Raw genomic sequence first — 25340 nt, 5'->3', positions numbered from 1 at the left:
CATGTCAATGTGTCCGCCACGTATAACCCCCCTCACCTCGTGCTCGGGATATGGTCGACGCAACCATCACGCCGATCGATCGGGGCACCATCACCACCGACTTCAACCACATCATCGAGGGCCACTCGATCGGGACGGCCGCGGACCCGAACCCGGACGTCACGATGGGAGACGGCCCCGTCTACAACCTCGTGATCGACCACCCCGAAGGAACGATCCTCTGGGACACCGGGTCCCACCCCGACGCCGACGCGGGCCACTGGCCGGCCGAACTGTACGCCGCCTTCGAGCACACCGGCCTGCGCCCGATCGAGGACGACCTCGCCGACGCTGGGTACGACATTTCGGACGTCGACGCCGTGATCCAGACACATCTCCACCTCGACCACGCCGGCGGCCTGTACGCGTTCGAGGACACGGACGTTCCCGTGTTCGTTCACAAGCGCGAACTCGAGTACGCCTACTACAGCGCCAAGACCGATCAGGGAAGCGTCGCCTACGTCCCAGGGGACTTCGATCGAGACCTCAACTGGGAGATCGTCCACGGCCAGCGCGAACAACACTTCGAGGGCCTCGAATTCCTCCACCTGCCGGGGCACACGCCGGGTCTGCTCGGCGTGCGACTCGATCTCGACGACGCCGGGACCGTGATCCTCGCGGGCGACCAGGCCTACGTTCGGGCGAACTACGACGACGAACACCCGATGGGTGGCAGTTTACTGTGGAGCAAGCGAGCGTGGGTCGAGAGCCTGCGCCTGCTCAAAGACGAGGAGCGCCGTGACGACGCCCGGGTTTTCTGCGGCCACGACGCCGAAGATCTCACAGCGCTTCAGGATGGATTGTAACGGCGATCGCCGGGCGACGACGGTAGACGATCAACAACGACAGGTGGGTGACAACCAGCGACGGACAGAGACCGCAGTCACCAACGGCCAACGTTCCTCTCGCAGTCACCGACCGTCGACATCCGCTTTGCAGAGTTCCTCCTCACTGCCGATCGCGTCGGGCGAAGCGTCCGCGAGGCGGTAGTTTCCGTCCTCGAAAGTGAGAACGCCCTCGTGGTAAAGATGGTCGAGGTGGGCGTAGGCCTCTCCCGGCCCGTGGATGACGTGTATCCCGGCGAGGTCTCCGAACAACTGCTGGCTGACGGTCCAGGCGTCTACCGGTTCGATCTCGCGTACGACCTCGAGAACCGTCTCGGTTCGCTCGCGATGGTGGTCAGCGATCGCCCGAGCGCGATCGGTCGGCGCCGCGATCGGCTCGCGGTGGCCCGGCCAGACGCGATCGTAGTCGCGATCGACGATTCGGGAAAGCGAGTCCAGATACGTCGCGAGCGGACGTTCGACGCGGAGATCAGCGCCGCCGACGTTCGGCGTGTACACCGGCAGGATGGCGTCGCCGACGAACGCCTCGCGTCCCTCTCTGGCGGGATCGCCGCCCGTTCGTCGCGTCTCCGACGCACCGGTCGTCTCGAAACAGCAGAGGCCGGCCGCGTGGCCGGGCGTGTGGACCGTCTCGAGCCTGTATCCGCCGACCTCCAGAACGGTCCCATCCTCGATCGGCGTCGCCTCGGGTGGCTCGCCGTCGACGTGGCTTACGCTCTCGAGAAACGCGCGGAGGTCCTCCTGTGCGTCGTCGGGAACGCCCCACCGATCGAGCATCGCGTTCCGGCGATGCTGGGCGGCGGCTTTCGCGTCTTCGTCGCCCTCCACGAGGGGAAGATCCGCCTCGTGGACGTACACCGTCGCCCCGCTTTCGGCCTGGATTTCGCCCGCGAGACCCGCGTGATCGACGTGATGGTGCGTCAGGACGATGTCGTCGACGTCCGCAAACGCGTACCCTCGCTCTGCCAATCCTGCCCGCAATTCCGATCGGACGCCGTCGATCGCGATCCCCGTGTCGACGAGTGCGAGTTCGTCTCGATCGTCGTCTGCGAGCACGTAGGCGTTGTTTCGCCCCTCGAATTCGTCGTTCCCCAGCGAGATCCGGTCCATGCTCACCGGGGACGGCCTGAGCAATATTAAACAGCCGGGTATGCTGGTGCTACTGTGTTAACGTGCTGTGCGGAGAAGTCGTACAGAATACGACTGTAGTGAAATCGACCACGGTTGGGAGACGGAACAATCGATCACGATGGATGACAAAGAGACCGGTTACGACGGGTAGAGTGAGAAACGAGGGACGATCCGCCGTCGAAGCTCGTTCGCCCGGCGGTCAATCCAGTTCTGCCCGCAGAAGCTGGTTGACGTCGCCCGGGTCCGCACTCCCGCCGGTCTTTTGCATGACCTGCCCGACCAGGAAGTTGATCGCGCCGTCGTCGCCCGACTCGTAATCGGAAACGGCGTCGGGATTTTCGTCGATCGCTTCGACGACGGCCTGCTGGACTTCGTCCTCGCCCGTCTTGCCCAGCCCTTCGGTCTCGACGATCGCGTCCGGGTCGGCGTCGTCGTCGAGCATCGATCGGAGGACGACCTCTTTCGCGTTTTTGGCTGTGATCTCGTCTGTGGCGACGAGTTCGACCAGTCGGTGAACCTCCGCGAGTCGGCCTTCGAGGTCCGTGATCGCCATGTCGCGGTAGTTGAGTTCGCCAAGCAGTTCGTCCGCGACCCACGTGGCGGCCAGATCCGGATCGAACTCGCCCGCCACCTCCTCGTAGAAGTCCGCGACCTGTTTCGTCGAGGTGAGTTTCGAGGCGGCTTCCTCGCTCAGGCCGTACTCCGCCTGGAACCGCTCGCGGCGGGCGGTCGGGAGTTCCGGAATCGAAATCTCGTCTTTCCAGCCCGAGACGCGAAGCGGCGGCAGGTCGGCCTCCTCGAAGTAGCGGTAATCCTTTTCTTCCTCTTTCGATCGCATCGAGACGGTGATTCCGCGGGACTCGTCCCAGTGGCGAGTCTCCTGTTCGACCGCGCGGCCGCGCCGGACGGCGTTTTTCTGGCGGGTCTCCTCGTAGGCCAGGGCCTTCTGTGCTCCTTTGTGACTGGAGATGTTCTTGACCTCGGTCCGGTTGGCCGCGGCGAGGGCCGCCTCACCGATCTCGGTCACGTCGTCGCTTTCGATCTCCTCCTCGGGGATGATCGAGAGGTTGGCGTCGATACGCAGGCTGCCGTCGCGTTCGGCGTCGAAGACGCCCAGATACTCGAGGACCTCCTCGAGTTCCGCGAGGAACGCCCGCACCTCGTCGGGGCTCCGGAAGTCCGGTGCCGTGACGATCTCCATCAGCGGCGTCCCGGCGCGGTTGTAGTCGACGAGCGTGTAGTCGGCCGAATCGATCCCGCCACCGCCGCCGACGTGCTGGAGGCTACCCGGATCCTCCTCTAAGTGGGCGCGCTCGATCGTCACCGTCCGGCGATCGCCCTCGACGGAAATTTCGAGGTCTCCGTCGGCACAGATCGGCTCGTCGTACTGCGTGATCTGGAAGTTCTTCGGCAGGTCGGGGTAGTAGTAGTTCTTCCGGTGAAAGCGGGTTTCCTCGGGGATGTCGGCGTCGATCGCCTTCCCGATCTTGACGGCGGCTTCGACGGCTGCCTCGTTGAGAACCGGCAGCGCACCCGGCAAGCCGAGACAGACCGGGCAGACGTGTTCGTTCGGCTCGTCGGTCTGGTCGGTCGAGCAGCCACAGAAGATCTTCGTGTCGGTCTCCAGCTGGACGTGGACCTCGAGACCGATGACGGTCACGAGATCACCCTGCTGGACGGTCTGGGCAGTCATTGCGCCTCGGTTCGGGCCGGCGGGGGTAAAGCGTAACGACTGGCGACGACGTTCCCCGAGGATGACGCGCTGTGGCGACGGCGGTTCGTCGCAACGACAGGCCGTGACGACGACGCTTCCGGCTCGCGCTATTCGAGTGCGTCCGCGAGAGCCTCGATCGGCGTCGGCGGCTCCTCGACCGCGCCGGGTCGATCACCGAGTTGGCTCCGACAGGATGCGCCCGGCGCGACGACGCGGTCTCCCTCGCTGTCTTCGACCTGGTCGTAGAGCACCTGCCCGATCGCCTTGCTCATCGAGTAGTGTTCGACCTCGTAGCCGAAACTGCCGGCCATGCCACAGCACGTCGAGTCGAGCGGATCGACGGCGTAGCCGGCCCGGCGGAGGACGCCGACGGCGTGGTGATCTTTGGCGTGGGCCTTCTGGTGACAGTGGCCGTGGTAGGTGAGGTGGGTCGCCGGCGCGTCGAACTCGATCTCGGCGTCCAGCCCGAAGACGTCGAGGTACTCACAGACGCCGTAGGTGTTCTCCGCGACCGCCTCGACCTGCGAATGGGTGAAGAGATCGAGGTAGTCGGACTGGACCATGACGGCGTCGGAAGGCTCGATCAGGACGACGTCGTAGCCGTCCTCGACATACGGGAGGAGGTCGTGAACGGTCTGATTCGCGTCTTTCGCGGCTCGATCGAGCAATCCCTTCGAGTACGCCGGCCGGCCAACGTCTCGCGGCGCTGCAACTTCGACGTGGACGCCGGCCGCTTCGAGCACGGCGAGGGCCGCCTCGCCCGCCTCGGGGTACTCGTGATTGGTGTAGACGTCGGGGACGAGGACGACGCGGCGATCGGCATCCGCGGCCGAGTTTGCGGGTTCGTGCCCTGCAACGCGCTTTGCGAACGTGTTTCGCTGGAACGTCGGCAGGTCCCGCTCCCGGGAGATGCCGAGGAGTTTTTCCGCGAGGACGTCGCTGCCCGGAAGAGTCGACACCCAGTTCGAGACCGGCGCGGTCGCACTGCCCAGTTTCGCGAGCGTCTCGAAGTTGACGAAGAACCGATCGCGAAGCGAGGTCCCGTGGCGCTGGTGGTGTTCGTAGGACACCTCGGCTTTGAGTTTGGCCATGTCGACCCCGCTCGGACAGTCGTGTTTGCAGCCCTTGCAGCCGATACAGAGGTCGAGGACTTCGTGGACGAACTCCTCGTCCGTTGGGTCGTCCGGGAGGTCGCCGCTCATCGCCTGGCGAAGCGCGTTCGCCCGCCCGCGCGTCGAGAGGATCTCCTCGTCTTCGGCCCGGAACGTCGGACACATCACGCCGCCGGTCGTCGACTGCTCGCCGCGACAGCCCCCACAGCCGTGACAGAGTTCGGCCATCCCCTGAAAGCCCTGGTCGTTGTCCCACTCGAGCACCGGGTCGAAACCGGCGTCGAATTCGTAGTCGGGACCGAATCGGTGGTTCTCCGTCATGTCCGTCGGATTGTCGTCACGGAAGACGACCTGACCGGGGTTGAGCAGCCAGTCGGGGTCGAACGCCGACTTGAGTTCCTGGAACGTCTCCCAGAGTTCCTCGCCGTAGAGCTTGCGGTTCCACTGGGTCCGGGCGCGCCCGTCGCCGTGTTCGCCCGAAACGGAGCCGTCGTACTCGACGACCAGATCGGTTACGGCGTCCGCGATCGACTCCATAGCCTCGAGACCCGCCTCGGTCTTCGTGTTCACGAGCGGGCGAATGTGGAGCACCCCCGGCCCGGCGTGAGCGTAGAAGCTCGCGTACGTCTCGTGGTCTTCGAGCACCTCCTGAAAGTCCTCGACGAACGCCCGGAGGTTTTCCGGCGGAATGCCGGTATCCTCGATGAACGCGACGTGTTTCTCGTCGGTCGTCCGCGAGAGCAAGATCGGGAGCCCGGACTTCCGGAGCTTCCAGATTTTCGACCGACTCTCGTCGTCGTAGGCTTCGATCGCGTCGAAGGCGAGCACCTCCCGATCGCTGACGACCCGGTCGGCCTCGTCGTCGTCCTCGCCTTCTGGATCGACGGTCGGACAGCGATCGGCCAGCAGGTTTGCGACCTTGCGTTTCCCGTCGGCGGCGTCCTCGGCGTAGAACTCGACGATCAGAACGGCGGTCGTCCCGTCGGGTAGCATCTTCGTGACGGGGGCGAACTCGGGCGTGTCCCGCGCGAGGTCGATCATCACGTCGTCTAACACTTCTACTGCGGCCGGGTCGTGGTCGACGATCGGCTCGACGTCGTCCATCGCGTCGAGAACGCTGTCGTAGGCCAGCAGCGTCATGCTCTTTTCGCTGGGAATGGGTTCGAGCGAGACGGTGGTCTCGGTAACGATCGCGAGGGTGCCCTCGCTGCCACAGAGTAGTTTCGCGAGGTTGATCGTCCCGCCCTCAGTGTCAGGTTTGGCAACCCCGCGACCGCCGCTGCGGGCGTTGTCGCTCACGGCTGTATCGTTCGTATCTCCCGTGCCGCGTCGCGCCTCGCTGACCAGCCAGTCGAGGTTGTACCCCGAAACGTTGCGCTTGAGATCAGGATACTGCGCTTCGATCAGGTCCCCCTGTTCGTCGAGGATGCGAGCGACTTCGGCGTAGATCGCGGCTTCGAGGTCGTCGCCAGCCGCGAGATCCGGAAGCTCCTCGAGGGAAACCTCACCGAAGGTCGTGACGGTGCCGTCGGCGAGGACGGCTTCGACCTCTTCGACATAGGCGTCGGTCTTGCCGTACTGCAGGGAGTGGGCGCCCGTCGAGTTGTTCCCGATTGCGCCCCCGAGCGCGCTCTTGTCGCCCCAGGCGGGGTCGGGTGCGAACTTCAGGTCGTGCGGTTCGAGCGCCTCGTTGAGGGTTCCGAGGTAGATTCCGGACTGGGCCGTCGCGCGTCGGTCGTCGGGATCGACGTCGACGACGCCGTCCATGTGCGTCGTGAAATCGAGGACGACGGCCTCGTTGACCGTCTGGCCGGCGAGACTCGTCCCGCCACCCCGCGGGAGGACTGGGATCCCCCGGTCGGCACAGTACTCGACGACTGCGGCCACGTCGGCGGTCGATCGCGGGAAGACGACGCCGATCGGGGTCATCTCGTAGATGCTCGCGTCGGTCGCGTACAGCTGTCGCGAGTACGAGTCCGCACGGACCTCGCCTGCGACCAGTCTCTCGAGGTCGTCGACGAGTCGCGGTCGTTCGACGGCGTCGCTCTGATAGTCGTAGTTCGCCTGCGGATCGAGTGCAGGGTCCGAGACGGTTGCCGCGTTGTCGTTGAAATCGATGGGGTCTGTTGCCATAGGTGTACGCTGTCGGTTGTCGGGTATAGTCGGTCGCTCGTTGCGTGTCGGTCGTCGTCCGCTGCCGAACCCGTGCGTGGGTTCCACCGTCGTCGCCCGCAAGCCCCCGAATCCGTGATCAGAACACCTCCGGGAAGAAGACGTACGTAAACAGCACGGTCCAGATACCCACGAAGAGCGTGTAGTACAGCAGCGGGAGAAGATTGAGCCGGATCACCCGTCCTTCCTCGCCAATGAGGCCGACGGTCGCCAGCGCGGCGACGACGTTGTGGATCGCAACGAGGTTTCCGATCGCGCCGCCGACGGCCTGTGCGCCGACGACAAGTTCTCGCGAGAGACCGAGGCGCTCGGCGGCGATGAACTGGAACGGCCCGAACGTGATGTTGCTAACCGTGTTCGAGCCGACCAGCGTCGCCCCCAGCGCACCGACGAGCGCGGCGACCAGCGGATACGCCGGCCCAACGACGTTCGCCGTCGCGGTTCCGAGGACGACGATCATACTCTCGGTGCCTTCGGTGTGCGACCCCGACTGGAGCATCACGTGTGCCATCGCGAGCACGAACACGAGCGCGATCAGCGGCGAGACGAGCTTCGTCGTCGCGCCGAGCCAGGCCTCGGTCACCTGTCGGCGGTCCATATCGAACAGACCGATCGCCACGACTGCGGTCACCAGCAACCAGAATCCGGGGACGTACATAAAATCGACGCCGGTACCGAGACTGGTTCCGAGAATGTTCGTCCACTCGAAAAGAAGCAGACCGACGGTGAACTCGCCGGCTCCGGTCGCGATCGTCCCGAACGTCAGCGAAATCTGCCTGCTGAACAGCTGGACCGGCTCTCCCTGAAGCAACGCCGGGAGCGGATCGAAGATGCGCGTACAGAGCAAGAGCACGAGCAACAGCAGATACGGCGACCACGCCCGCAACAGCGAGATGTCGTGGGTCCGTGCCAGCACGCTGCTGGCATCGGCCGGCTGAATCGAACCGACCCAGTGGTCGGGCCACTCCTCCTGGTCCGGAAACGTCCACTCCTCTTCGGGGAGGAAGTAGCCCGACCGGAGCGCGGCGATTGTAATCGCTGCGCCGACCATCGAGCCTACCAGAGAGGGAAACTCGGCGCTGAGAAACCACGCGGACAGCCAGTAGGGAATCGAGAAGGCCACCCCTGCGAACAGACAGAGCGGCCACACCTCGAGTGCCGGTCGGATCGATCGGTTCGCCGGGTCGCCAAAGAAGTAGACGATCATCCCGACGACGAAAAGCGGCATGATGAAGCCGACAAGCGCGTGGTAGGTCGCCGCCCACGCGGCGACGTTGACCGCAAACTCGGTCGCCGTCAGCCCCTCCGTCTGGATCGCAGCCTGAATTCTGGAGACGCCCGCCATCGGCTCCCTGATGCCGACGATAATCGGCGTTCCGACGGCCCCGTAGGTGACGGCGATGATGTGGCCGATCAGCGCCGCGACGACCGCCGCAAGCGCGGGAAAGCCGAGACCGAGCAACAGCGGGGCGACGACGGCCGCGGGCGCACCGAACCCCGCGACGCCTTCGATGAACGTCGAGAGGAAAAACGCGACCAAGACGATCTGGACCCGTCGATCCTCGCTGATCGTCGCGAAGCCGCTGTTGAGCACGTCGAACGCACCCGCCCGCAACATCGTGTACAGCAACACGAGCGCGCCGAACACGATGAAGAGTATCTGGACCGCGGTGAGCACCCCCTCGATCGTCGCGGCGGCCAGCCACGCGATCGGCATCTCCCAGGCGAGGAAGCCGACGACGAGCGCCGCGAGCCACGCGATCGGCATCGCTCGCGTCGCGGGCCAGAGCAAGCCGACGAGCAACACGCCGACGACGACAAGCGGTACCGCCGCGAGGACGACAGAGATCGCATCACCCATTAGCTCCACCCGTCACAGCGAGCCACCTCGACGAACACAACCGTGGGTAGATCATGCTACGAGACACCTCGGGTAATATCTCGGACATAAGTAGCGGACTGTTTAATAACTTTGTGACAATTGTCATTTGTAGGATATCGGACGAGAGCATCAACCGTCTCAGCGGATTTTGCCCTCCGGGTTCGCGACAGATATCTGACCGAGGTCCGTACCACGGCGGCGCGGTCGCGCCGGACGTGCCGATGAATCGACGTCCTCAGACCGGGAACCGAAGCCGCCACCGTCGCGTCTCGCCCACGTCCGGCCGAGAACACACCCCAATGTAAAGACATATACAGTCGACTGTACTGGCACACACTATGAGTAACGATCGTGATCGAAACAGGCACGGTCAGTACGCCGATCGGATCCCCCCGAAGGCTGCCCTCGAGGCCTTCGAACAGCGAGACGATCTGGGTCGTCCGTTGACCGCCGCCGACGTCATGGACCACCTCGGTTGTGCGCGGCGAACCGCACACAACAAACTCAACACACTGGTCGAGGAGGGGACCCTCGAAACGCGCAAAGTCGGCGCTCGCGGGCGGGTCTGGTGGGTTCCGATGACGGGCGAGCGCGACCCCGGACCCGAACCCGAGTCGGCGGCGGATCCGTCCGACTCCCGGTCTCCCCCGCCCGCGGTCGAGGAGGCGATGGCAGCAGTCGACCTTCCCGGCTCCGGTTCGATTCTCGAGGCCCGACGGGAGGCACTGTTCGCCTCCTACCAGTATCTCATCGACCACCCTAGCGCGCGCAAGTCCGACTTTCTCGAGAACGTCTATCCGGAGTATCCGGCGGAGTTCGAGACTGACGAAGGCTGGTGGAACGCCATCCAACCCGCACTCAAGCAGTTGCCGGGGGTCGACCCACCCGAAGAACGCGGCCACATCTGGAACTTCCTCGGCAAGGACCGGTTTACGCCGACGCTCGGGTAACTCGGTCCACATCAGCGCCCGATCGACGATCGCCACCGCTTCCTGACCGACGATCACCGCCACCGGTACGGCGATCCCAATCACTGACAGACCGGCCTGCAGTACCCGGCTCCAACGATCGATCGACGGCTGCACTACTGATCGATCTCCCCGTACCGGGCCAGAACGCGTCCCGGATCGACCACGGAAACCCGATACTCGTCGTCGATCGCGACGGCGGCAGACGTCTCGTCGCCGTACTGTCGTTCGATTGAGTCGTTTTCGGTTGGCATCTGTGTCTCTCGAATGGATGTGGCCGTCCACCGCCATAGGGGGCGGCGACCGGGCTTCTAGAAGAGGCCCGGGAACAGGACGTAGCTAAAGATCGTTGCAACGATACCGACGCCGATCGCGTAGTAGAGCAGCGGGATCAGATTCAGTCGCATCACGCGGCCCTCCTGTCCGACGAGGCCGACGGTCGCCAGCGCGGCGACGACGTTGTGGATCGCAACGAGGTTTCCGATCGCGCCGCCGACGGCCTGTGCGCCGACCATCAGCTGGGTCGGCAGGCCGAGCTGTGTGGCGGCCTCGAACTGGAAGCCACCGAAGGTGATGTTCGAGACCGTGTTCGAGCCGGCCATCGCGGCCCCGAGAGCGCCAATCAGCGCGGCGATGAACGGATAGGCCGGACCGGCGATGTTGGCGGTCGTCTGTGCCAGGACGAAGATCATGCTCTCGGTGCTCTCGGCGTGTGCGCCCGACTGAAGCATCACCTGCACCATCGCGATGACGAACACCAGCGCGATCAGCGGCGCAACAAGCTTTTGAACCGTCTCGGTCCAGGCAGCCGTTATCTGTTCGCCGTCCATGCCGTACAGCGGGATCGCGATCAGCGCACAGAGGACGAGCCAGAACCCTGGGACGTAGACCCAGTCGATGCCGCCGTCGAGACCCGTTCCGAAGATGTCCGGCCACGCGGTTCCGAACAGGATCGAGAAGTCACCGACGCTCAGGATGCTCTCTTGCAACATCGTCGGGAGCGGATCCACGACGCGCGTGACGACCAGCAGGGCGACCAGCAGGATGTACGGCGCCCAGGCGCGAAGCAGCGACATGTTAGCGGTTCCGACGGTGGCTGTCCCAACGCCGCCGTCAGCAGCGACCGCGTCGCCGTCACTGCTGCCAACACCGGGCGCGTTCGCCTGTCCGGGTTCGATCGTCCCGACCCAGTGAGCGGGCCACTCCTCGCGATCCGGGAACTCCCACTCCTCGTCCGGCACGAAGTAGCCGGCTTTGAGCGCGCCGATGACGATCGCGCCGCCGACCATCGCGCCCATCAGCGAGGGGAACTCCGCGCTGATCTGGGCCGAGAGCCAATAGGGGATCACGAACGCGAGTCCGGAGAACAGACACAGCGGTGCGACCTCCCACGCCGGTTCGAGGCTCCGTTCTTCCGTGTCGCCGAAGAAATAGACGACCATCCCGACGGCGAACAGCGGCATGACGAACCCGACCAGCGCGTGGTAGGTCGCGGCCCAGACGGCAACCTCGACGGAGTACGCCTGGACGGTGAAGCCGGCGTCGGTGATCGCCGTTTCCGTCGCCGCCGTCGAGCCGAGCGGGTTCTCGATACCGACGATGATCGGCGTCCCGACCGCACCGTACGTGACCGCCAGCACGTGGCCGATCAGGCCGGCAATCACCGCGGCGAGCGCCGGGAATCCGAGCGCCAGTAACAGCGGTGCGACGACCGCTGCCGGCGTCCCGAAGCCGGCTGCGCCCTCGATGAAAGCCGCGAGGAAGAAGCCAACCAGCACGATCTGTACGCGGCGATCGTCGCTGATTCTCGCGAAACCCTGGTTGATCCTGTCGAACGCCCCCGCCTGCATGAGCGTGTATAACAAGAACAGTGCGCCGAAGACGATCCAGAGGATCTGAATCGCCGTCATCACCCCGACGATCGACGCTGCAGCGACGTACTCGAACGGCATACCCCAGACGCCGAGGCCGACGACCACCGCAGTGAGGTACGCGATCGGCATCGCCCGCGTCGCGGGCCACAGGAACCCGACGAGCAAGACGCCGGCGAGAAGAAGGGGTATCGCTGCGAGCGCGATCTCGATCGGGCTAGCCACGCAACTCACCTCCTGATCTCGTCCCGGTCGGTGGTGATATGCAGGTGCGATCGATGCCATTTGGAATCGGAACTGGCATGGAATCAGGGCTGTCGAATCAGTACTTATACCCTTCGACCGTTTGGGTCTTTTGACCCCTCAAATCCGTATTATTCTCCCTATCTTGTAATGATTCGAGTCGAGTGGTGAGAAAATAAGACGGAATGTGCGGTACGGGACCACGATTCACCGTCTCGGTACCTGTTCGCCGGTGGTGTACACCGACCGGGAGTTACCTTTATAGTCAACTATCTTGGCTGTGTCTTTCGATTTTTGGTACCAACTCCCCCACGATGAGTCCGAGTCGTCTGTGAACACCACTCACTGTATCGTGATCGGTTCACCTGTACAGACGTCTATAGAGGATATACAGACAACGGTAAAGGCCTTTGTAGTCGACTAACCAGGCCACATCGGCTGGCGCGCGGTCCCGACTACTACAGGATCGGTCTCAAAACCGAACCGCAGGCTTGGCCTCAAACCGATCCGGATTGGCGAGTAGGTGCTTGCGGCGTCGACCGAACCACCCTATTGAATTCCTCAGTAAAAACCGTCTCACCGACAAACAACTGACAGGTTCTGGATTACTACACCGCAACTGTCCCGAACCGCGGTGTGGCGTGCGTGAACAAACAGAACAGTAAAATGGGCACGGTCGTAGCATCGTTCCATGAGCGTCGAAACAGGGGCTGTCTCGGACCACTTCGAAGTCGCACTCGCGGAGCTTGACGTTCCGGTTACCACTATCGAACCGTCGGAGTTCGATCGAACACTCAGGTCGATCGCCCGCGAACCCGCCGTCGGGACTTCACTACCATTCGAGTCGATCTCGCTTCCCGACTGGGTTGACGACGAGCCGACCCCCGCGACCCTCGAGTCGGCTACGACCGGTATTACGGCTGCCTCGATCGGGATTGCCGACTACGGCAGCGTCGTGCTCCCGGCAACCGCCTCGGGTGCCGAACAGGTGAGCCTCTTCCCCGACCTGCACGTTCCCGTGCTCCGCGAGGCGGATATCGTCGCCGATATGCCGACGGCGATCGACGCGCTGGGACCCCAACTTCGGGACGGCACCAGCGCGATCGTCGCCACCGGCCCGAGCGCCACCGCCGACATGGGGTCGCTCGTCAAAGGCGCACACGGCCCGAAAGACGTCCACGTCGTCGTCCTCGAGACGGGTGAGGCCGATGAGTAAGACCGATCGCGAGGCCAAAGCCGATCGCATTCGTCACCTCCTCGACACCGAGGGCGACGCCGTCGAGGCGAACACGCTCGGATTCAACCAGGGACGCTACGACTCCGTTGCCGATCTCGAGGACTACGAGGCGCTGAAAGACGAGGCTCGCGCGATCAAGGAGGACGCGATCGAGCGCCTGCCGGACCTGATCGATCAGCTTCGCGACACCGTCGAGCAAAACGGCGGCACGCTCTACCTCGCTGACGACGCCGCCGACGCAAACCGCTACATCCGCGAGGTCACGGCCGAGAACGACGCCGAGCGACTGGTCAAATCGAAATCGATGACCAGCGAGGAACTCGAGGTCAACGCTGCCCTCGAAGCCGACGGCGTCGACGTCGTCGAAACCGACCTCGGTGAGTGGGTCCTGCAGGTCGCAGACGACGCCCCATCTCATATCGTCGCGCCCGCGATCCACAAGTCCCGCGAGGAGATCGCCCAGCTTTTCAATTCGCAGTTCGACCCCGAGGAACCACTGGAGACAGCCGAGGAACTGACCATGTTCGCACGCGAGCAACTGGGAGAACTCATCCGCGGGGCCGACGTGGGGATGACGGGTGCCAACTTCATCACCGCCGACTCGGGGTCGATCATGCTCGTCACGAGCGAGGGCAACGCCCGGAAGTCCGCCGTGGTTCCGGACACTCACGTCGCCGTCGCGGGCGTCGAAAAGATCGTTCCGTCCGTCGAGGACCTCGCTCCCTTCATCGAACTCATCGGCCGATCGGGCACCGGGCAAGACATCACTTCCTACATTTCGCTGCTGACGCCGCCGGTCGACTCGCCGGTCGTCGACTTCGACGAGCCCGAGGTGGCGTTCGCAGAGCGCGACGACGATCGGGAGTTCCACCTCGTCCTGATCGACAACGGCCGCATGGCGATGCGCGAGGACGACCAGTTGCGGGAGACGCTGTACTGCATCCGCTGTTCTGCGTGTGCGAACTCCTGTGCTAATTTCCAGTCAGTCGGCGGCCACGCCTTCGGCGGGGAGACCTACTCGGGTGGCATCGCGACCGGCTGGGAGGCCGGCGTCCACGGGCAGGACGTCGCCGCCGAGTTCAACGACTTCTGTACCGGCTGCTCGCGCTGTGTGAACGCGTGCCCGGTGAAAATCGACATTCCCTGGATCAACACGGTGGTTCGCGATCGAGTCAATCGCGAGGGCGAAGAGGGCCAGTTCGAGTTCCTGGTCGAGGGGCTGACGCCCGACGAGGAGCCGGGCGGCGTCGACCTCCAGAAGCGGCTCTTCGGCAACTACGAGACGCTGGCGAAACTCGGCTCCGCGACCGCGCCGGTCTCGAACTGGATCGGGTCGCTCAGCTCCGTCCGGACGGCCCTCGAACGAGTCGCCGGCGTGGACAGTCGCCGTGAGCTTCCCGCGTTCCAGCGCGAGACGCTTCGGGACTGGTACGAAGCGCGCGGGACTCGGGTCACCGCCGCCGACGCTGACCGCGAGGTCGTCCTCTACCCCGACACCTACACGAACTACGTCGACGTCGATCGCGGGAAGGCGGCCGTCCGCGTGCTCGAGGCGCTCGGCGTCCACGTCCGAATCCCCGACGTCGGCGAGAGCGGGCGCGCCCCGCTCTCTCAGGGGATGATCGCGACGGCCGACGAACAGGCCAGTCGCGTCTACGCCGGCCTCGCAGAACACCTCGACGCTGGCCGTGACGTCGTCGTAATCGAACCCAGCGACCTCGCGATGTTCCAGCGAGAGTACGAGAAACTGCTGCCCGAGCGATCGTTCGACCGCCTCAGTGAGGGGAGTTATGAGGTCTGTGAGTACGTCTACGGGCTGCTCGCAAACGGCGCGGACCCGTCTGCCCTTCAGTCTGGAGCGGACGGTCCCGACATCGCCTACCACTCCCACTGCCAGCAGCGCACGCTCGGGCTCGATCGGTACACGAGAGCCGTCTTCGAGGACCTCGACTACGATATCGTCGAAAGCGACGTCGAGTGCTGTGGAATGGCCGGCTCCTTCGGCTACAAACGCGAGTACTACGAACTGAGCATGGACGTGGGCGATCGACTCGCGGCCCAGTTCACCGAACCCGAAACGCGGGATCGGCTGGCCGTCGCCAGCGGCACTTCCTGTGAGGAACAGCTCGGGGATCTACTCGACCGCGAGGCCACTCATCCGATCGAGGTACTCGATCCGCGATCGCGGCTCCGCTGACAAGTATCGATAAAAATGGCGGAAGTGAACGGGCGTGCGTGACTACTCGCCACGTGGCTCGTCGGTCGGAGCCGGCCCAATCGTCACGGTTGCCGTTCCGAACGGTTCCATCGTCTCCTCGAACGTCGCGGTCAGTTCGGTGGCCGGGAAGAATCCGATGACCGTGGCGGTTTCGTCGCCGGCGTTCCTGAGTCCGTGCGGTTCCATTTCGGGGACGACCGCACACTGACCCGCCTCGAGGGAAATCGTCTCGTCGCCGATCGTCGCTTCGAGGTGTCCGGCGGTTGCCACGAGGAGTTCCTCGTTGCTATCCCGGTGGATCGGGAGGTGGTTGCCGGGTTCGATCTCGATGCTGACGATCATCGTCTCCGATGCCCCAGCGTCGGCTCCGTTCGGCATCCCGGGAGTCAGCGGAAAGTACGCGCGTACCCGGGCGCGGTCGTCGCTGGTCTGGTACGCGTCGGTCCCGTCGAACTGGTCGAGGTCGACGACTCGAGACTCTTCTGGTTGCTTTTTGGGTGTTGCTGCCATGACTGTTCACCGCGGTGATTATGGGCCGTCTGACGACGGCGTGAAAAATGCCGACTCGTTCCGGGCGACCCGAATCACGTATTCGTACGCTCGGCCAGATCATAACGGTTTTTCACGCCGGCGGGAGAGACCGTACCGTCGACAGGACGTCCCGGTGAGAGACCCGCCGACGTGGTGACGAACTGCGTTCTCGGGTCGTCGTGTGGCCTCGAGTCACCGCGCGTCTTCGAGATTCTCGAGCGCCTCGGGGTTCTCGATGCTGCTCATGTCGCCCAGATTCTCGCCGGTGTGAGTTGCCTGGATCGCCCGTCGGATGATCTTCCCCGACTGGGTTTTCGGGAACTCGTCGACGAACAGCACCTCCCGCGGACGGAAGGGTTTGCCCAGTTCCTCCCCGACCTGAGCGCGCAACTCTTCGCGCAACTCGTCGGACTCGTCGTAGCCGTCTTCCAAGATGACGTAGGTCACGACCGCCGTCCCGGTGGTCTCGTCGGGCGCACCGATCGCCGCGGCCTGATTGACGGCGTCGTGGTCGATGAGCGCGCCTTCGACTTCGGCGGGGCCGACTTTCCGGCCCGCGACGTTGAGCGCGTCGTCCGCGCGGCCGTGGAGGAACCAGAAGCCGTCCTCGTCTTTCTGGGCCCAGTCGCCGTGGTCCCACATCGGCGGGTCCTCGAAGGACGACCAGTACTCCTCGAGATAGCGCTCGTCACCCGACCAGAGCGATCTGGTCATCGACGGACAGGAGTCCCGCGCCACGAGGAAGCCGCGTTCGTGGCTCTCCGCGATCGACTCGCCCGAGGAATCGACGATGTCGATGTCCATCCCGAGGCCGGGACCGCCGAGCGTGCAGGGTTTCAGCGGTTCGGACGGCATCGGCATCAGGAAGCATCCGCAGATTTCGGTCCCCCCGGAGATATTGATGATCGGGGTCTCGCCGCCCCCGACGTGCTCGTAGAACCAGCGCCAGGATTCGGGGTCCCAGGGTTCGCCCGTCGAGCCAAGAATTCGGAGCGAGGAGAGATCGTGACCGGAGAGCCAGTCGTTCCCGTGTTTGCGCAGCGCACGGATCGCCGTCGGCGAGATGCCGAACTGCGTGATCGAGTGACGATCGATCACGGACCAGAAACGATCGGGCTGTGGGTGGTCCGGCGCGCCCTCGTACATGAAGACGGTGCCGCCGAAGGTGTGGGTGCCAATGAGGGTCCACGGCCCCATCATCCAGCCGATGTCGCTCACCCAGAAAAAGCGGTCTGCGGGCTTGAGGTCGAACCCGAAGTGCAGTTCCTTGGCACACTGCATCTGGACACCCGCGTGCGTATGGACGATTCCCTTCGGCTTGCCCGTCGTCCCCGACGAATAGAGGAGCATCGACTCCTGGCTCGAGTCGAGCGATTTCGTCTCGTAGGCGTCGTCCTGCGTTTCGACGGCGTCGGCCCACCACTCGTCGCGATCGTTCCAGGGAATTTCGTGCTCGCTCTCGCGACTGCTGGACCCTAACCTGTCGAAGACGATCGTGTGCTCGACGTACCCCGCCTCCTCGATCGCCTCGTCGGCTGCCGACTTGAGAAAAATCGGATCGCCCCGCCGGTAGAAGCCGTCACCCGTAACGAGGACCGAACACTCCGAATCCGCGATCCGGGTGGCGGCGGCGTCGACGCCGAAGCCGGAGAAGATCGGGACCGCGATCGCGCCGATCTTGAAACAGCCGTAGAGAATCGAGACAACTTCGGGGACCATCGGCATGTAGAGACCCACGGTGTCGCCCGTCTCGATGCCGCGGGCTTCGAGTGCGTTCGCCACTTTGTTCGACTGACGGTGGAGTTCGTGGTAGGTCGTCTCCCGAATCTCGCCGTCTTCGCCCTCCCAGATCGTCGCGACCGTGTTTCGTCGCTCGGCGTCGACGGCTGCGTGTCGATCGCAGACGTTGTGGGCGACGTTGAGTTCGCCGCCGGGATACCAGTCCGTAAACTGCGGTCCGTCAGTATCGTCTCTGATCCGGTCGTACTCCTCGTAGAACTCGATACCCAGGTAGTCGACCAGTTCGTCCCAGAACCAGTCGACCCCGCTTTCGGGTTCGTCCTCGAGTTCCGTCGTCGTCCGTTCGATGAGGGCCTCGTAGCTGTCGATCCCGTACTCGCGCATGAACGCGGCGACGTTCGTCGACTCGACGAACGCCTCGTCGGGTTCGTGGACGATCTCGTCGACGTCTTCGAGGCTGGATGTTCCGGACATTGTCACTCGTAGGTTAGAGTCATGCCACCATCAAACAACAGGTCGCCGCCGTCGAGATGTCGGCCGAGATCCGAAAAGCCGATGAGGTAGAGGTTCCCGACGTCGATCGGCTCCATCATCTCTGTGACCCGCGACTGGCCGAGCATCACGTCCTCGACCACCTCGTCGACGCTGATCCCGCGCTGTTCGGCGGTATCCGCGAGCTGGTTCGTCACCAGCGGCGTCTTCACGTAGCCCGTACTGATCGAGAACGCCCGGATCTCGCCGTCACCTTCCGCGGCGATCGACTGGGTGAGTCCGCGAAGTCCGAACTTCGAGACGTTGTAGCCGACCTTGTCGCTGGTGACGTAGTGGCCGTGGACGGAGGCCATGTTGCCGACGCAGCCGCGGCCATCCTCCGTCTCGCGGAAGTGAGGAATACACAGCTTCGAGAGGTAGATCGGTGCCCGAAGCATTACCCTGTGCATCCGATCGTAGGCGTCCATCGGGAAGTTCTCGATCGAGTCGATGTGTTGCATCCCCGCGACGTTTGCGAGGTACTTGATGTCGCCCAGTTGGGCGGCCTCCCCGACGATCCGTTCGATATCGTCGTCGCTTGTAAGATTCCCCGCGATCGGTTCGATCGCCCCCGGAAGGTCGAGGTCTGCCCCGCGATCGACCGTGGCGTCGAGGCCGTCCTCGTCGATGTCCGTCGCCGCGACGGTGAGTCCGTTCCCGGCGGCCGCGAGCGCGGTTGCGCGACCGATTCCCGATCCGGCCCCCGTGACGAGACAGACGTTGCGATCGGTGAAGGCGTCGTCGTCGATTCTGTGTATATCGTCCCGTGAAACAGTTGGCGGCGTAACCTGATCCTGAGACATGGCTCGAACACGCGAACTGTTCGCTCGCAACACGCTAAAACGGGTATGTTAACATAGCAATGGGAACCACGATGGGCTGGCCAATTTCGGCGGTTCACCGGTGAGAGAACGAAAGCGGCCGGCGACGCGAGTGTCCGTTTATGAGTTCATTTGCGGGTCCCATACGTTTGCGATCGCCGTGATCCGATGAGAACAGTTAATCCGATTCGTCACAGTGTGACGCACACAACTGATGATCGATCTGGATCTCGATATGCGCCAGTACGATTGTCCGTTTATCGACACGACGGACGACGTCGGCATCGCGTTTTCAGCCGTCCAGTGGCAACTCGACACCGACGCCGAGAAACTCGAGACACGACTCATCGCACGCGGAGATTCGACCGGTGCTCTCGACGCCGGATTACGCCAGCTCCGGCACCATCCGAATATGACGGACTGTTATATTCTCTCGAAACAGGGTACCGTCGCCCAGATCGGGACGACGATCGAGCAAACGAACGCCATGCGGACGATCCAGCAAAACGGCGGGTACATCACCGGTCCCTTCCAGATCGAGAACGGGCGAGAACACTGGCACGTCGGATTCGACAGCGACGACGCCGAAGATCGAACGCTGGCCGAACTCGATCGTCACAACGAGTATACCGTCGACGGCCGGGATCGGTTCGGGGCGACGACGCTGTTCGATCTGCTCGAAAACGCCGACAGCGCGATGAACCTGCTCGATGGCTGTCGCTCGCTGACCGCGACCGAACGCGAGACCTTCGAGGTCGCGTCGAAGCGAGGCTACTACGAGACGCCACGAGAGACGACGCTCGAGGAACTGGCCGACCATTTCGACATCTCCAAAACGGGCGTGTCGATGAATCTCCGGCGCGGCGAGCGCAAAATCCTGAAGTCAGCGCTAAACGCACTCGACGGACTAGACGACGCCGACGAGTTCTGAGGCTGCCCGTTCGAACCCGTCTCCGAACGTGGCTCTGATACGGATCGGTATCCCGTGTTACCGGTACTTCCGCCCCGGTCGGGCGGTCACCAGTAACGAATGACAACAGACCGTATGAGTCCGCTCATCCCGCCGGGTCGACGCGACAACGTGCTCAGCCCGGCACACGTATCAGTATGACTAGTAGTGTCTGACGTACGTTTATGTGTCCGGACAGGTCCCTAGAAGGTATGTCGAAAAACCGCGTCGAGCAGCTCGAATCGACGGTTTCGGAACTCGAGTCGACGGTAGAGGGATTGACGGACGAGCTCATCGAAGCCAAAGAACGCATCCGCGTTCTCGAAGCCGAACTCGACGCTGATACGCCGACGCGCGTCCCCGAACGACGCACCACGACAGCGGCAGTTGAGACCCCCGCCGACGGAACTCCGGAAGCCGAAGCCGAAGAGGTCGCCGAGGCGACGGCCAACGCCGAAGAGTCCGCAAGCGGTGACGAAGCGGAAGACTCAGGTAGCGACGACATCATAGTCGCATAACCGCACGACTGCACCGCGGCCACACCACGATGACTGCGATTCGGCCGACGGAGGGTTCGAGAAGGGTATGTATATCAAGGCGCTCGTTCTGGACGACTTCAAGAGCTTCGGCCGAAAAACCAAGATTCCGTTCTACGAGGACTTTACCGTCGTCACCGGGCCGAACGGCTCCGGCAAGTCGAACATCATCGACGCTGTTCTCTTCGCGCTCGGACTGGCCCGCACCCGTGGCATCCGCGCCGAGAAACTGACGGATCTCATCTACAACCCCGGTCACGAGGGCGAATCCGCGTCCGGCGGCCCGCGCGAGGCGACCGTCGAAGTGATCCTCGACAACGCCGACGGCACGCTCGACCGATCGCAGGTCGTCAACGCCGCCGGCAGCGAGGATGTCGGCGATGTCGACGAGATCCGTATCCGCCGGCGCGTCAAGGAAACCGAGGACAACTACTACTCCTACTACTACCTGAACGATCGATCGGTCAACCTCTCGGACATTCAGGACCTGCTCGCACAGGCGGGCGTTACGCCGGAAGGATACAACGTCGTCATGCAGGGCGACGTGACTGAGATCATCAACATGACGCCCCACGCTCGCCGGGAGATCATCGACGAAATCGCGGGCGTCGCCGAGTTCGACGCCAAAAAGGAAGACGCCTTCGCGGAACTCGAGGTCGTCCAGGAACGCATCGACGAAGCCGAGTTACGGATCGAGGAGAAACGCGATCGACTCGGGCAACTGGAAGACGAGCGCCAGCAGGCACTTCGCTACCGCCGACTCCGCCGCGAAAAGGAGGAGTACGAGGGCTACAGGAAGGCGAGCGAACTCGAGGAGAAACGGGCGGCACTCGACACCGCCAAGACCCGCGTCGACGACCTCGAGACGGAACTCGCGGATCTCCAGCGCGAACTCGACGAACGCGAAGGGAAGGTACTGCGCCTGGAAGAGGACCTCGAGGACCTGAATGCGGAAATCGAACGCAAAGGCGAGGACGAACAGCTCCGAATCAAGAGCGAAATCGAGGAGATCAAAGGCGACATCTCGCGACTCGAGGACAAGATCGAAGCCAGCGACGACCAGATCGCGGACGCGGAAGCCACCCGGCGAGAGGCGTTCGTCACGATCGATCGGAAACAGGAAACGATCGCGGATCTGGAAGACGATATCCGCGAGCAAAAACTCGAGAAAGCGCAGGTCAAGACGGAGATCCAAGAACGCGAGGGAGAACGCGACGACCTCGAAGCCGAAATCGAGGCCGTCGACACCGAGTTCGACGAACTCAAAGCCGATCTCACCGCGCGCAAAGACGACCTCGAAGACGCCAAAACCGAGAAAAACGACCTGCAACGCGAACAGGATCGGCTTCTGGACGAAGCCCGGCGTCGATCGAACGCAATCAGCGAGAAAGAGGCGACGATCGAACAGCGACGCGAGGAACTTCCCGAGATCGAAAGCGAGCGAAACGATCTCGAGCGAGAACTGCAAAAGGCCGAGACGAACCGCGAGAACATCGCGGACGTGGTCGACGACCTGAAAACCGAGAAGCGCCACATCCAGTCGGAGGTCGACGACCTCGACGACGAGATTCAGGCGAAACAACAGGAGTACGCCGAACTCGAGGCCACGGCGGGCGAGAGCGGGGACTCCTCGTTCGGGCGTTCCGTGACGACGATCCTCAACTCGGGGATCGACGGCGTCCACGGGGCCGTCGCCCAGCTCGGGACCGTCTCCGGCGAGTACGCCGTCGCCTGCGAGACCGCCGCGGGCGGTCGCTTAGCGAACGTCGTCGTCGATGACGACGTGGTCGGCCAGCAGTGTATCGAACACCTCAAATCCCGCAACGCCGGCCGCGCGACCTTCCTGCCGCTGACCCAGATGAGCCAGCGTCGACTCCCGAACGCCCCGAGCGATCCGGGCGTCGTCGGCTTCGCGTACAATCTCGTCGACTTCGATCAGGAGTACGCGGGCGTCTTCTCCTACGTGCTCGGGGATACGCTCGTCGTCGAGGACATCGAGACCGCCCGATCGTACATGGGCGACTACCGGATGGTCACCCTCGACGGCGATCTGGTCGAGAAAAGCGGCGCGATGACCGGCGGCTCCCGAAAGGGGTCGCGATACTCCTTTACCGGCGGGGGCGAGGGCCAACTCGAGCGCGTCGCCACGCAGATCACCGACTTACAGGAGGAACGCCAGTCGCTCCGAGAGGACCTCCGGGACCTCGAGGGGCGACTCGACGACGCCCGCGACCGACAGACCGACGCGGCCGACGAGGTGCGATCGATCGAGAGCGAGATCGAAAAACTCGACGACAGACGCGACTCGATCGAGAGCGAGATCGAGAGGCTCGAGGGCAAACTCGACGACCTCCGCGAGGAACGGGAGTCGGTCGACGAGCGGATGACCGAAATCGGCGAGGAGATCGAGACGAAAACGGCCGCCATCGAGGCGATCGAGACCGACATCGACGACCTGGAGCGCGAACTGGCCGACTCGAAGATTCCCGAGCTAACCGCACAGATCGAGGATCTGGAGAGTGAGATCGACGACCGCGAGGACCGGATCGCGGAGATCGACGGTACGCTCAACGAACTGACCTTAGAAAAGGAGTACGCCGAAGACGCGATCGACGACCTTCACGACGACATCGAGACGGCCCAGAATCGCAAGGCCGAACACGAAGAGCGGATCAGCGAGTACGAGGAGACGATCGGCGAGAAGCGAGAGACGCTCGAGGCGAAACACGAGGCCGTCGAGGAACTCGAGACGGAACTCGCCGAGTTGAAAGCCGATCGCAGCGACCTGAAGGAGACGCTCACCGACGCGCGAACGGACCGCGACGCACAACAGGATCGCGTCAAAACCGTCGAGAGCAAACTCGAGGACGGCCGCGAGCGGGCCGAGAGCCTCGAGTGGGAGGTCGATTCCCTCGAGGCCGAGGTCGGCAATTACGACCCCAAGGACGTGCCGGACCACGAGATCGTCCTCGAGATGATCGACCTGCTCCAGGCGGATATGGAGGCGATGGAGCCGGTCAACATGCTCGCGATCGACGAGTACGACGAGGTCCGAGACGCACTCGAGGACCTCGAAGACGCCAGGGCGACGCTGGTCGAGGAAGCGGAGGGGATCCGCGATCGGATCGAGCAGTACGAGACTCAGAAAAAGCGGACGTTCATGGATGCTTACGACGCGATATCGGAACACTTCACCGAAATCTTCGAGAAGCTCTCGGAGGGGACCGGCACCCTCCACCTCGAAGACGAAGACGATCCGTTCGAGGGCGGACTCACGATGAAGGCACAGCCTGGCGACAAGCCGATCCAGCGACTCGACGCGATGTCCGGCGGAGAGAAGTCGCTGACCGCGCTCGCCTTCATTTTCGCGATCCAGCGCCACAACCCGGCCCCGTTCTACGCGCTCGACGAGGTCGACGCCTTCCTCGACGCCGTCAACGCCGAGCGGATCGGCCAGATGGTCGACGAACTCTCCGAGAAGGCCCAGTTCGTCGTCGTCTCCCACCGCAGCGCGATGCTCGATCGCTCCGAGCGGGCGATCGGGGTGACGATGCAACAGGACAACGTGAGCGCGGTGACGGGAATCGATCTGAGTGGTGAGGAGGTGCCGGCTGATGACTAGCGAGGGGTCCGAGGAGCCGAAGGCGACGAAGGAGTCCTCGGGAACGCGAACGGGGAGCGAAGCGACCCGTGAGCAAGAGGAGCCGCCACGGGGCTCCAGACAGTCGAGCGGGGAGGAACCCGGTGACGACCCGCGAGACAGCGAGGGTCCGCGTCCCTCGGAGGAAGCGAGCGAGGAGCAACCTGATTCGCGAGCAGACGAAATCCCGCTGGACATCGCTGGCCACGAGGATCGCAATCGACCGGGTGATGACGGGACAGTCCTCGAGTTTTCGGACGACGGGGGCGACCCCGACATCGACGGTACAGGGAGCGAATCCGAAGACGGTGAGGAGGAAGTCGAACCCGTCGAACTGCTCGTCCAGCTCGCAAAGGACGGCGAGATCGATCCGTGGGATATCGATGTCGTCCGCGTGACGGATAAGTTCCTCGGGGCGTTGGACGACGCCGACCTGCGGACCTCGGGTCGGGCGCTGTTTTACGCGAGCGTCCTCCTGCGGATGAAAAGCGACGAACTGTTCGCACCCGACGAACCCGACGACGAGGAACTCCCGCCCTGGGAGGCACCCTTCGTCGACGACGGGCCGATGGACGGTGCGGACGGCGACGGACCGGCACCCGGATTCGACCCCGTCGAGGGGCTGGAAGCGGAGATGGAGCGACGACTCGATCGGAAACACGCCCGCGGAAAGCCCGAAACGCTCGACGAACTCGTTCGGGACCTCAGGGAGGCCGAACGGGGAAGCTGGTGGAAAAACTCCAGAAGCTACGACACGAGCGACTCGCCGCGGGGCTACGATCGCGGCATCCAGGAACTCAATTATCACGCCGACGACGGCGTTCGGGTCGCCGACGAACCGACCAGCAATGACGTGACCCACACGACCCACGAGGAGGACATCGAGACGGTGATCGACGACGTCGAGACGACGCTCGCGGGACAGTACGAGAAGGGGCGCGAGGAGGTTCTGTACGCCGAGATCGACCAGGTTGGCGGGTCGCGCGTGATGACGTATCTCGCCTTGCTCTTTCTGGCTCACCGCGGTCGCATCCGTCTCGAACAGGACGAACTGTTCGGTGATCTCTGGGTACAGGACGCGTCGGTCGAGGTCGAGACGTTCGAAGCGATCGCCGACTGAGACGCGGTTGTTCGACTGCCGGGAGTCCCCGATGAAAACG

General features: G+C 63.7%; 17 protein-coding genes. 8 read left to right on the top strand and 9 right to left on the bottom strand.

The window, feature by feature from the left end:
• Positions 1–50 precede the first annotated feature (50 nt).
• Positions 51–845: an N-acyl homoserine lactonase family protein gene (locus tag AC6I6L_RS02460; protein ID WP_497916128.1), complete on the top strand. Its 795-nt coding sequence runs from the start codon at positions 51–53 to the stop codon at positions 843–845.
• A 105-nt stretch (positions 846–950) separates the two neighbouring features.
• On the opposite strand, the gene AC6I6L_RS02455 is transcribed toward AC6I6L_RS02460, so the two are convergent.
• From AC6I6L_RS02455 to AC6I6L_RS02440, 4 genes are all read right to left on the bottom strand, one after another.
• Positions 951–1994: an MBL fold metallo-hydrolase gene (locus AC6I6L_RS02455; RefSeq protein ID WP_497916127.1), complete on the bottom strand. Its 1044-nt coding sequence runs from the start codon at positions 1992–1994 to the stop codon at positions 951–953.
• A gap of 220 nt (positions 1995–2214) precedes the next feature.
• Positions 2215–3708, bottom strand: a complete 1494-nt coding sequence (gene gatB / locus AC6I6L_RS02450) for an Asp-tRNA(Asn)/Glu-tRNA(Gln) amidotransferase subunit GatB (RefSeq protein WP_497916126.1) — start codon at positions 3706–3708, stop codon at positions 2215–2217.
• Positions 3709–3836: 128 nt separating this feature from the next.
• Positions 3837–6974 (bottom strand): FAD-binding and (Fe-S)-binding domain-containing protein, encoded by a 3138-nt coding sequence (locus tag AC6I6L_RS02445; protein ID WP_497916125.1) that lies wholly within the window; start codon positions 6972–6974, stop codon positions 3837–3839.
• 118 nt (positions 6975–7092) lie between these two features.
• Positions 7093–8874, bottom strand: a complete 1782-nt coding sequence (locus AC6I6L_RS02440) for an L-lactate permease (protein ID WP_497916124.1) — start codon at positions 8872–8874, stop codon at positions 7093–7095.
• Between the two features lie 359 nt (positions 8875–9233).
• Between AC6I6L_RS02440 and AC6I6L_RS02435 the strand changes: the two genes are divergently transcribed.
• Complete coding sequence (locus AC6I6L_RS02435) at positions 9234–9845, top strand: helix-turn-helix domain-containing protein (protein ID WP_497916123.1); 612 nt, start codon at positions 9234–9236, stop codon at positions 9843–9845.
• 134 nt (positions 9846–9979) lie between these two features.
• Here the strand turns inward: AC6I6L_RS02435 and AC6I6L_RS02430 are convergent, their stop codons facing one another.
• Complete coding sequence (locus AC6I6L_RS02430) at positions 9980–10117, bottom strand: hypothetical protein (protein ID WP_497916122.1); 138 nt, start codon at positions 10115–10117, stop codon at positions 9980–9982.
• A gap of 57 nt (positions 10118–10174) precedes the next feature.
• Entirely contained in the window at positions 10175–11959 is a 1785-nt protein-coding gene (locus AC6I6L_RS02425) for an L-lactate permease (protein WP_497916121.1), read from the bottom strand.
• 709 nt (positions 11960–12668) lie between these two features.
• On the opposite strand from AC6I6L_RS02425, the gene AC6I6L_RS02420 reads away from it, so the two are divergent.
• Entirely contained in the window at positions 12669–13193 is a 525-nt protein-coding gene (locus AC6I6L_RS02420) for an LUD domain-containing protein (protein WP_497916120.1), read from the top strand.
• On the top strand, positions 13186–15411 hold the full coding sequence (locus AC6I6L_RS02415) for an LUD domain-containing protein (protein WP_497916119.1): 2226 nt from the start codon (positions 13186–13188) through the stop codon (positions 15409–15411). The genes AC6I6L_RS02420 and AC6I6L_RS02415 overlap by 8 nt, the downstream gene beginning before the upstream one ends.
• A gap of 42 nt (positions 15412–15453) precedes the next feature.
• Here the strand turns inward: AC6I6L_RS02415 and AC6I6L_RS02410 are convergent, their stop codons facing one another.
• The 3 genes from AC6I6L_RS02410 to AC6I6L_RS02400 form a co-directional block, all read right to left on the bottom strand.
• Positions 15454–15942 (bottom strand): cupin domain-containing protein, encoded by a 489-nt coding sequence (locus AC6I6L_RS02410; protein ID WP_497916118.1) that lies wholly within the window; start codon positions 15940–15942, stop codon positions 15454–15456.
• A 213-nt stretch (positions 15943–16155) separates the two neighbouring features.
• Complete coding sequence (locus AC6I6L_RS02405) at positions 16156–18177, bottom strand: AMP-binding protein (RefSeq protein ID WP_497916117.1); 2022 nt, start codon at positions 18175–18177, stop codon at positions 16156–16158.
• A gap of 2 nt (positions 18178–18179) precedes the next feature.
• Entirely contained in the window at positions 18180–19037 is an 858-nt protein-coding gene (locus AC6I6L_RS02400) for an SDR family NAD(P)-dependent oxidoreductase (RefSeq protein ID WP_497916116.1), read from the bottom strand.
• Between the two features lie 232 nt (positions 19038–19269).
• Here AC6I6L_RS02400 and AC6I6L_RS02395 point away from each other — a divergent pair, with 232 nt between their 5' ends.
• The 4 genes from AC6I6L_RS02395 to AC6I6L_RS02380 all read left to right on the top strand — a co-directional run bounded on the left by AC6I6L_RS02395 (position 19270) and on the right by AC6I6L_RS02380 (position 25300).
• Positions 19270–19986: a helix-turn-helix domain-containing protein gene (locus AC6I6L_RS02395; RefSeq protein WP_497916115.1), complete on the top strand. Its 717-nt coding sequence runs from the start codon at positions 19270–19272 to the stop codon at positions 19984–19986.
• Positions 19987–20216: 230 nt separating this feature from the next.
• Positions 20217–20522 (top strand): DUF7518 family protein, encoded by a 306-nt coding sequence (locus AC6I6L_RS02390; protein WP_497916114.1) that lies wholly within the window; start codon positions 20217–20219, stop codon positions 20520–20522.
• A gap of 67 nt (positions 20523–20589) precedes the next feature.
• Positions 20590–24162, top strand: coding sequence for a chromosome segregation protein SMC (smc, locus tag AC6I6L_RS02385; protein WP_497916113.1), 3573 nt, complete (start codon positions 20590–20592; stop codon positions 24160–24162).
• Positions 24155–25300: a segregation/condensation protein A gene (locus AC6I6L_RS02380; RefSeq protein WP_497916112.1), complete on the top strand. Its 1146-nt coding sequence runs from the start codon at positions 24155–24157 to the stop codon at positions 25298–25300. Before smc ends, AC6I6L_RS02380 begins: the two co-directional genes overlap by 8 nt.
• The last annotated feature ends 40 nt before the right edge of the window (positions 25301–25340 follow it).

It is taken from the genome of Halosolutus sp. DAT137, assembly GCF_059736405.1.
Note: the sequence above shows the minus strand (reverse complement) of the source record. Positions and strands in the feature narration are given on the sequence as shown.

Bases quoted from the DNA above. Each gene is read 5' to 3' on its own strand.
- AC6I6L_RS02420 (WP_497916120.1), top strand. From the start codon at position 12,669: ATGAGCGTCGAAACAGGGGCTGTCTCGGACCACTTCGAAGTCGCACTC.
- AC6I6L_RS02435 (WP_497916123.1), top strand. From the start codon at position 9,234: ATGAGTAACGATCGTGATCGAAACAGGCACGGTCAGTACGCCGATCGG.
- AC6I6L_RS02400 (WP_497916116.1), bottom strand. From the start codon at position 19,037: ATGTCTCAGGATCAGGTTACGCCGCCAACTGTTTCACGGGACGATATA.
- AC6I6L_RS02430 (WP_497916122.1), bottom strand. From the start codon at position 10,117: ATGCCAACCGAAAACGACTCAATCGAACGACAGTACGGCGACGAGACG.
- AC6I6L_RS02395 (WP_497916115.1), top strand. From the start codon at position 19,270: ATGATCGATCTGGATCTCGATATGCGCCAGTACGATTGTCCGTTTATC.
- smc (WP_497916113.1), top strand. From the start codon at position 20,590: ATGTATATCAAGGCGCTCGTTCTGGACGACTTCAAGAGCTTCGGCCGA.
- AC6I6L_RS02445 (WP_497916125.1), bottom strand. From the start codon at position 6,974: ATGGCAACAGACCCCATCGATTTCAACGACAACGCGGCAACCGTCTCG.
- AC6I6L_RS02405 (WP_497916117.1), bottom strand. From the start codon at position 18,177: ATGTCCGGAACATCCAGCCTCGAAGACGTCGACGAGATCGTCCACGAA.
- gatB (WP_497916126.1), bottom strand. From the start codon at position 3,708: ATGACTGCCCAGACCGTCCAGCAGGGTGATCTCGTGACCGTCATCGGT.
- AC6I6L_RS02440 (WP_497916124.1), bottom strand. From the start codon at position 8,874: ATGGGTGATGCGATCTCTGTCGTCCTCGCGGCGGTACCGCTTGTCGTC.
- AC6I6L_RS02460 (WP_497916128.1), top strand. From the start codon at position 51: ATGGTCGACGCAACCATCACGCCGATCGATCGGGGCACCATCACCACC.
- AC6I6L_RS02390 (WP_497916114.1), top strand. From the start codon at position 20,217: ATGTCGAAAAACCGCGTCGAGCAGCTCGAATCGACGGTTTCGGAACTC.
- AC6I6L_RS02415 (WP_497916119.1), top strand. From the start codon at position 13,186: ATGAGTAAGACCGATCGCGAGGCCAAAGCCGATCGCATTCGTCACCTC.
- AC6I6L_RS02380 (WP_497916112.1), top strand. From the start codon at position 24,155: ATGACTAGCGAGGGGTCCGAGGAGCCGAAGGCGACGAAGGAGTCCTCG.
- AC6I6L_RS02455 (WP_497916127.1), bottom strand. From the start codon at position 1,994: ATGGACCGGATCTCGCTGGGGAACGACGAATTCGAGGGGCGAAACAAC.
- AC6I6L_RS02410 (WP_497916118.1), bottom strand. From the start codon at position 15,942: ATGGCAGCAACACCCAAAAAGCAACCAGAAGAGTCTCGAGTCGTCGAC.